We start from the raw sequence: 7,597 nt of genomic DNA, 5'->3' as shown, positions 1-7,597 counted from the left end.
CACCAGCCCCCCCCCCCCCCCCCCCCCCCCCCCCCCCCCCCCCGCGCCCCCCCCCCCCCCCCCCCCCCCCCCCCCCCCCCCCCCCCCCGCGTCACCCCTCCGCGACCGCGGTGCGGACCAGGTCGGCGGCGCCCACCAGGCCGGCCTGCGCGCCGAGCTCGGCGACCACCACCCGCGGCCCCGGGCGGAACCCGCGGCCGGGCAGCGCCCGCTCGAGCCGTTCCCGCGCCGGGCCCAGCACCGTCTCGCCGAGCACGCTCACGCCGCCGCCGATGACGACGACCTCCGGGTCGAGGACGGCGGCGAGGTCGGCGATGCCCTGCCCCAGCCACTCGCCCATCTCGGCCAGCAGCCCGCGGGCCAGCGGGTCGCCGTCGGCCGCGGCGCGGGCGACGTCCTCGCCGGTGAGCCGGTCCGGGTCGCCGTCCACCCGCTCGAGGAGCACCGCCGCCGCGGCCGGTGAGCTGCGGGCCACCTCCCGGGCGGTGTGGGCCAGCGCGGTCCCGCTGGCGTACTGCTCCCAGCAGCCGCGGTTGCCGCACGCGCACAACCGGCCGTCGGGGACCACCCGCATGTGGCCCCACTCCCCCGCGACGCCGTGCGCGCCGCGCTGCAGCCGGCCGCCGAGGACGATGCCGCCACCGATGCCGGTGCCCAGGGTGACCATCAGCGCGAGGTCGGCCCCGCGGGCGGCGCCGTAGCGGTACTCCGCCCAGGCCGCGGCGTCGGCGTCGTTGCCGACCCACAGCGGCCGGCCCAGCCGCTCGGCCAGGTCGCGGCGCAGGCTGGAGTTCCGCCAGGCCAGGTGCGGGCTGAACAGCACCCGGTCGCCGGTGCGGTCGAACCACCCGGCCGCCCCCACCCCGACGCCGACCGCGTCGCTGCCGAGGCCGGCGGCGAGCTCCTCCACGACGGCCGCGATCGCGTCCTCGGTCTCCTGGACGGAGGCGCCGGGGGTGGCTCGACGGGCCGTGGCCAGGACCGCGCCGTCGGGCGCCACGACGCCCCCGGCGACCTTGGTCCCGCCGATGTCGATGCCGAGCGCCGGCAGCCGGGCGGCCTCCTGCGTGCCGCGCACTCAGGCGATCTCGATGTGCTGGACCGCCGGCGGCTGCGGCCGGGGCGGCGCCTCCGGCTCCGGCCCGGCCGGGGACGCGCTCGCGGGCGGGGCCGTGCCCGGTGACGGGCCCGGTGACGTGCCCGGGGCCGGCGGCTCGGCCAGCGAGCGCAGCGCGGCGGCGGCCGCGTCGAGCACCCCGGCCAGCGCGGCGACGACCTCGGGGCGCTCGCCGCGGACCACGGCCGCGACCTGGCAGACCGGGCACCACCCGCAGTCGGCCGGGTGCTCCCCGGCCCCCCGGCCGAGGCCGGCGGCCAGCCGCCGGGCCTGCTCCACCCAGTCGGGCGGCTCGCTCATCGTGTGCTCCCCTCGGCGGCCAGCAGATCGGCCGGCCACTGCTCCGGATCGGGTGTGAAGCTGACCTCCAGGCGCGCGGCGGCGGTGCCGGCGTCGACCAGGGCGCCGGCGGTGACGCGGCAGCGGCGGAGGAGCGCGTCGAGGCCGACCGCGCGCCGGGTGCCGGCCACGCTCACCACGAGGTCGTCCCCGGCGCGGGTCAGCGTGAGCTCGTCCCGCTCGGCGAAGGGCAGCGGGAGGACCAGGCGGCGCCCCCCGGGTACCCGCTCGACGACGGGAGCGGCCGGCACGGGTGCGCTGCCCGGGTCGTCGGGCAGGAGACCGGCCAGCTCCGCGGGCCCGGCCGGCGCCGACGCGGCCTCGGGCACCGTCCGCAGCGGCGCCAGCGCGGCCAGCTCGGCCAGGACGGCGTCCTCCTCGGCGGCGCGCTCGGCCCACCACCCCCCGGTCGCGGGCGGCAGCACCCGGGCCAGCAGCGCCGCCGGCCGCTGGCCGTGCAGGGCCAGCGCGGTGACCGCGGTGCGCAGGACGGCGGCCGCCCCCGGGCGCGGCAGCGCCACCAGCCGCACCTCGGTGGTGGCCGGGTCGGCGAGGGACAGCCGGCCGAGCAGCGCCTCCACCCGGGGGACGGCGTCCAGCGCCACGTCGACCGGTCCGCGGGGCACCGCGCCGGCGCGCACCGCCGCGGTCCGCACCGCGCCCAGCACCCGCGCCTGCCCGGGCAGCGCGCGGTCGAGCCACCAGCGCAGCGCGCCGGGCAGGGCGACCAGGGCCGGGCCGCCGGGCAGCGGGCCCGCGTCGACGACGACGGTGTCCGCTTCCTCGGCGGCGACCGCGTCGGCCAGCCGGGTCAGCAGCGCGAGGTCCGCGGCGCCCGGCAGCAGGGGCACGGAGCTCGCCGGAGGCAGGGGCAGCCCCGGCGCCGCGGTGGCCAGCCGGGCCGACAACCCGCCCCACAACGCCTCGGCGGCGGCCAGCGGCTCGGCGCGCACGACGGTCAGCCCGGCCACGGCGTCGAGCCCGGCCGGCAGGGGGCCGGGGCGCGCCAGCAGCAGGGTGCGCGCTCCCGCCCGGACGCTGCGCACCGCGGTCGCCGCGGCCAGCGTGGTGGTGCCGGCCCCACCGGGGCCGGTGAGGAGGAGGACCCGCACCCCGCTCAACCCTCGACGCGCTTCTTGAGCTCCTTGAGGGCGGTGTCGAGGATGACCTTCTCGGCCTTGCGCTTGATCATCCCGAGCATCGGGATGGACAGGTCGATGGTGATCGCGTAGACGACCTCCGTCCCGCCGGCCGGGGTCGGCACGAGCGTGTAGGAGCCCTCCTGCCGCTTCTGCATCTGGCCGGTGACCAGGTGCCAGGAGACCCGCCGGTCGTCGTCCCAGTCGTACTCGAGGACGTAGTCGTCCTTCACCGCCCCGGCGTCCAGCACGAAGTGCACCCGGCGGGCCCGGTCACCGGGCCCGGTCTCGAGGACCTCGACCGTCTTGGCCGCGGCCACCCACTGCGGGTAGGCCGGGAAGTCGGCGATCACCGCCATCACCGCCGACGGCGGCGCCTCGACGGTGATCGACTGCGTGGACTGCTCGGCCATGCGCAGCAGGCTAGCCGCTCCCCGACCCCCGACCGGGTACCGCTCCGGGCAGTCCCTACTCGGGGGTAGCAGGCAGCGACTAGATTCCGGGGGAGGTGCCCGTGACCGGGGCCGCGGGGCGACGGAGCCGTGCGGCCGACGGGGAGGAGAGGACCAGGCGTGCGCGAGTTCAGCGTCCCCGCGACCACCGAGGTCGGCCCGGGGGAGGCCGTACCGGACCTGTTGGCGGCCAACGTCGCCGACCACGGCGACGAGGTCGGGCTGCGGGTGCAGCGCGACGGCCGGTGGGTCGACGTGACGTGGCGGGAGTTCGGCGACCAGGTCGCCGGCGTGGCCAAGGGCCTCATCGCCTCCGGCGTCGAGGCCGGCGACCGCGTCGGCCTCCAGGCCCGGACCCGCTACGAGTGGACGGTGCTGGACTTCGCCATCTGGGCGGCCGGCGCGGTCGTCGTCCCGGTGTACGAGACCTCCAGCCCCGACCAGGTGGCCTGGATCCTGTCCGACTCCGGCGCCACCGGGATCGTCGTCGAGCGCCCCGAGCACGCGGCCGCGGTCGAGTCGGTGCGCGACCAGGCGCCGGCGCTGCGGTCGGTCTGGGTGATCGAGGACGGCGCCCTGGCGGCGCTCACCGCCGCCGGCGCCGACGTCCCCGACGACGAGCTCGCCGCCCGCCGGGCCACGCTGTCGGCCGACAGCCTCGCCACGCTCATCTACACCAGCGGCACCACCGGGCGCCCCAAGGGCTGCGAGCTGACCCACGGCAACTTCCTGTTCGAGATCGGCAACGGGATGGGGCTGCTGGACCGCTACCTCGCCCCCGGCGGCTCGATGCTGCTGTTCATCCCGCTGGCGCACGTCCTGGCCCGCGTGCTCGAGGTCGGCGCGGTCAAGACCCGCACCGTCATCGGGCACACCCCCGACGTGTCCAACCTGGTCGACGACCTGGGCGCGTTCCGCCCCACGTTCGTGCTGGCCGTGCCGCGCGTGTTCGAGAAGGTGTTCAACCAGGCCAAGTCGAAGGCCGAGGCCGGCGGGAAGGGGAAGGTCTTCGACCGGGCCGCCGCGGTGGCCATCGCCTGGTCGCGGGCGCAGGACACCGGCGGCCCCGGGCTGGGCCTGCGGCTGCAGCACGCGCTGTTCGAGCGCCTCGTCTACGGCAAGCTGCGCGCCGCGCTGGGCGGTCGCTGCCAGGGCGCCATCTCCGGGGGCGCGCCCCTCGGCGAGCGGCTCGGCCACTTCTTCCGCGGCATCGGCGTCACCGTCTACGAGGGCTACGGGCTCACCGAGACGACCGCGGCGGCCTCGGTCAACCACGACGGCGCGCTGCGCATCGGCACCGTGGGCCGTCCCCTGCCCGGGGTGTCGGCGGCGATCGCCGACGACGGCGAGATCCTCATCCGCGGTGGCATCGTCATGCGGGGCTACTGGCACAACGAGCAGGCCACGGCCGAGGCGATCGACGCCGACGGCTGGTTCCACACCGGCGACCTCGGCGACATCGACAGCGACGGCTTCCTGCGGATCACCGGCCGCAAGAAGGAGATCCTGGTCACCGCCGGCGGCAAGAACGTCGCCCCGGCCGTGCTGGAGGACCGGTTGCGCGCCCACCGCCTGGTCAGCCAGTGCATCGTGGTCGGTGACCAGCGCCCGTTCATCGGCGCCCTGATCACCCTCGACGAGGAGGCCCTGCCGGCCTGGTTGGAGAGCAAGGGCAAGCCGGCCGGCACGAAGGCGGCCGACCTCACCGAGGACCCCGACGTCCAAGCCGAGCTCGAGACCGCCGTGGCCGACGCCAACAAGGCGGTGTCGAAGGCCGAGGCGATCAAGCGGTTCCGGGTTCTCGGCAGCGACTTCACCGAGGCCAACGGCATGCTCACGCCCAGCCTCAAGCTCAAGCGCAGCGTCGTCCTCAAGGAGCACGACGCCGAGGTGGAGGCCCTCTACACCCGCTGACCGGCGGTCAGCCGGCGAGCAGCCGGTCGAGGTCCGCGGCGATCGTCGTCCACGACCAGCGCTGCTCGACCCAGGCGCGGCCCGCGGCCCCCATGGCCCGGGCCCGCCCCGGGTCGTCGAGCAGCGCGCACACGGCGTCGGCGACGGCCTCGGGTGAGCGCGGGTCCCCCACCACGGTGCCGGTGACGCCCTCGCGGACCGTCTCCGGGGCGCCGCCCGACGTGCCCGCGACCACCGGTCGCCCGCACGCGGCCGCCTCGAGGTAGACCATGCCGAGGCCCTCGACGTCCAGGCCGCCGCGGCGGGTCCGGCAGGGCATGGCGAACACCTCGCCGGCGGCGTAGTGCTCCGGCAGCCGGGCCGGCGGCACCGGGCCGGTGAGGACGACGGAGCCCGCCAGCCCCCGGGCCGCGACCGCGCGGCGCAGCGCCCCCTCCAGCGGGCCGCCGCCGACCAGCAGCAGCCGCGCGCCGGGGTGGCGGGCCAGCACCCGTGGCCAGGCCGCGACGAGCACGTCCTGACCCTTGCGGGGCACCAGCCGGGACACGCACACCACCACCGGCCCCTCCCCGAGCCCGTGCTGCCGGCGCACAGCCGCCCCGTCGGCGTGCGGGCTGAACAGGTCGACGTCCACCCCGGGCGAGAGCTGCGCGAGCCGGGTGCGGTCCCCCAGCGCCGGCTCGAGGCGGTCGCGGGTGTAGTCGCTGATGCAGGTGACCACGTCCAGGCCCGCGGCGATCCGCCGCACCACCTGGCGCGCCCCGGGCAGCGCCACCCAGCCGGTCTCGTGGCCGTGCGTGATGCCGACCAGGCGTCGCACCCCGGCCGCGCGCAGCGCCGGGGCGAGCAGGCCCAGCGGCGCCGCGGCGCCGAACAGCGCCGTGTCGCAGCCGTGCCGGCGGGCGATGTCCGCGGCGGCCCGCGCGGTCGCCGGGGTGGGCAGCAGCATGCCCGTGGGCCGGCGCACCACCGGGTAGGGCAGCTGCGCGTCGTAGGCCTCCCAGCCCGGCGACCGGGAGGCCAGGACGACCAGGGAGCCGGGCGGGCGGCGGGCGAGCAGGGCCGCGACGAAGGTCTGGATGCCCCCCTGGCGGGGCGGGAAGTCGTTGGTGACGACGAGCGTCCTCACCCGGCCTCCTGGAGGCGCTGCCAGTCCAGGGCGAAGGCGACCCGCTGCGGCCCGGTCGGGTGCGAGCCGAACCACCACTGCCAGGCCGCCGGCGGGTCCGGGTCGGAGAGGTTGGTCTCCGCGAGCCGGTCCTGCATGGCGATGAACGCCCCGGCGTCGCCCGTGAGCTCCAGGGCGTGCAGGTCCGCGCGGGCCTCGACGTGGCGGGACACCAGGTTCTGCACGGGCGCGGACAGCAGCGAGCCGACGGTCACGAGGAGCAGGGCCAGCGGTACCACCCGGGGGTCGGCCGCCGAGGTGGCGCCGGCCCGCCGCAGCAGCGGCGTCCACGACAGCAGCCAGCCGAGCAGCGCCACCGCGGCCGCCGCACCGAGTGCGCCCATCACCGTGCCGGTGAGGACGTCGTCGGTGGCGACGTGGCCCAGCTCGTGCGCCACGATCGCCTCGATCTCCTCGTCGGGCAGTTGCTCGAGGGTCGTGTCGTAGAGCACGACGCGGCGGGTCGAGCCGAACCCGGAGACGTAGGCGTTGAGCGCGGTGGTGCGGCGGGAGGCGTCGGAGACGAGCACGTCCTCGACCGGGGTGCCGTTCTCCTCGGCGAGCGCCAGCAGGTCGGTGCGCAGCTCCGAGGGCGGCAGCGGGTCGAACCGGTTGAAGGCCGGCTCGACGAGCACCGGGTAGAGGAAGGACCCGACGACGACCAGGACCGCCGCCCCGCCCGCGGTCCAGGCCCACCAGGTGCGCGGCAGCCGGCGGGCCAGCCCGACGACGACCAGCAGGCACAGCGCGGTCAGGGCGGCGTCGATGGCGGTGGACAGCGCCACGTCGCGGGCCCACAGCCCCCAGGTGCGCGTCGACAGGCCGTAGCGGTGCCGCACCACCTCGCCGTAGGCGGCCACCGGCAGGGTCACCAGCCGGCCGACGGCCACGAGGACGGCGGTGCCCAGGAGAACCTGCCATGCCCAGCCGCCGCCGACGGGGCGGGCGGTCCCGCGGACCAGCCGGGCCCCGATCGGCGTCAGGCCGAGCAGGGCCGCGGTGGCCAGACCCAGGAGGATCGAGGTCACCGCGGCCGGCCGCAGGGCCGCGGCGTACTCGGCGGCGAGCGCGGCGACCCCGGCCGGCAGCCCCTCCCCGGGGCGGACCGGTGTCCGGCCACCGGGCGGCTCGGGCAGCACCGTCCACGGCGTGGCCAGCCCGACGACCGCGGTGAACGCGGCACCCAGGACGGCCGCCACCACGAGGGCGGCCCGGGGGGCGCTCACCCGTCCGATCCTAGGTCGCCGACGGCGACACCCGGGGGGCGCCGCCGGGTCCGCCGCCGCCGGGTCCCCGACCCCGGTGACGCGGGGTCGGGGGACGCAGGATCGGGCGGTGCGGGGATGCTCCTATCGTCGTCAAGTGGCGGTGGCCAGGTGGTCGAAGTCGGCCAGTAGCGACGTGTGGACTTCGCGGATGACGTAGCGCTTGAGGCAGCGCATGATCTCCTGCTTGCTCAGGCCTTGGG

General features: G+C 77.6%; 7 protein-coding genes. 1 reads left to right on the top strand and 6 read right to left on the bottom strand.

Going from position 1 to position 7,597, the window contains the following annotated elements; genetic code table 11:
• Positions 1–91: 91 nt before the first annotated feature.
• Genes ACI8AC_RS24925 through ACI8AC_RS24910 form a run of 4 tightly spaced genes read right to left on the bottom strand, consistent with a single transcriptional unit; the run spans position 92 to position 3,008 of the window.
• On the bottom strand, positions 92–1,078 hold the full coding sequence (locus tag ACI8AC_RS24925; protein WP_456900547.1) for an ROK family protein: 987 nt from the start codon (positions 1,076–1,078) through the stop codon (positions 92–94).
• A complete protein-coding gene (locus ACI8AC_RS24920) occupies positions 1,079–1,417 on the bottom strand; it encodes a hypothetical protein (protein WP_456900546.1) in 339 nt (112 codons plus the stop codon).
• The gene (locus tag ACI8AC_RS24915; RefSeq protein WP_456900545.1) at positions 1,414–2,568 is read right to left on the bottom strand and encodes an ion transporter; all 1,155 of its coding nucleotides are present in this window, start codon (positions 2,566–2,568) and stop codon (positions 1,414–1,416) included. The genes ACI8AC_RS24920 and ACI8AC_RS24915 overlap by 4 nt, the downstream gene beginning before the upstream one ends.
• 5 nt (positions 2,569–2,573) lie before the next feature.
• A complete protein-coding gene (locus ACI8AC_RS24910) occupies positions 2,574–3,008 on the bottom strand; it encodes an SRPBCC family protein (protein WP_456900544.1) in 435 nt (144 codons plus the stop codon).
• 159 nt (positions 3,009–3,167) lie between these two features.
• Between ACI8AC_RS24910 and ACI8AC_RS24905 the strand changes: the two genes are divergently transcribed.
• The gene (locus tag ACI8AC_RS24905) at positions 3,168–4,961 is read left to right on the top strand and encodes an AMP-dependent synthetase/ligase (RefSeq protein WP_456900543.1); all 1,794 of its coding nucleotides are present in this window, start codon (positions 3,168–3,170) and stop codon (positions 4,959–4,961) included.
• Between the two features lie 7 nt (positions 4,962–4,968).
• Here ACI8AC_RS24905 and ACI8AC_RS24900 read toward each other — a convergent pair whose 3' ends face one another.
• Both ACI8AC_RS24900 and ACI8AC_RS24895 read right to left on the bottom strand, forming a co-directional pair.
• Positions 4,969–6,090, bottom strand: coding sequence for a glycosyltransferase family 4 protein (locus tag ACI8AC_RS24900; RefSeq protein ID WP_456900542.1), 1,122 nt, complete (start codon positions 6,088–6,090; stop codon positions 4,969–4,971).
• Positions 6,087–7,355 (bottom strand): M48 family metallopeptidase, encoded by a 1,269-nt coding sequence (locus ACI8AC_RS24895; protein ID WP_456900541.1) that lies wholly within the window; start codon positions 7,353–7,355, stop codon positions 6,087–6,089. The genes ACI8AC_RS24900 and ACI8AC_RS24895 overlap by 4 nt, the downstream gene beginning before the upstream one ends.
• Positions 7,356–7,597 lie beyond the last annotated feature (242 nt).

It is taken from the genome of Geodermatophilus sp. SYSU D00758, from assembly GCF_054049955.1.
The sequence above is the reverse complement of the archived record's forward strand: the minus strand, read 5'-3'. Positions and strand labels throughout refer to the sequence as shown.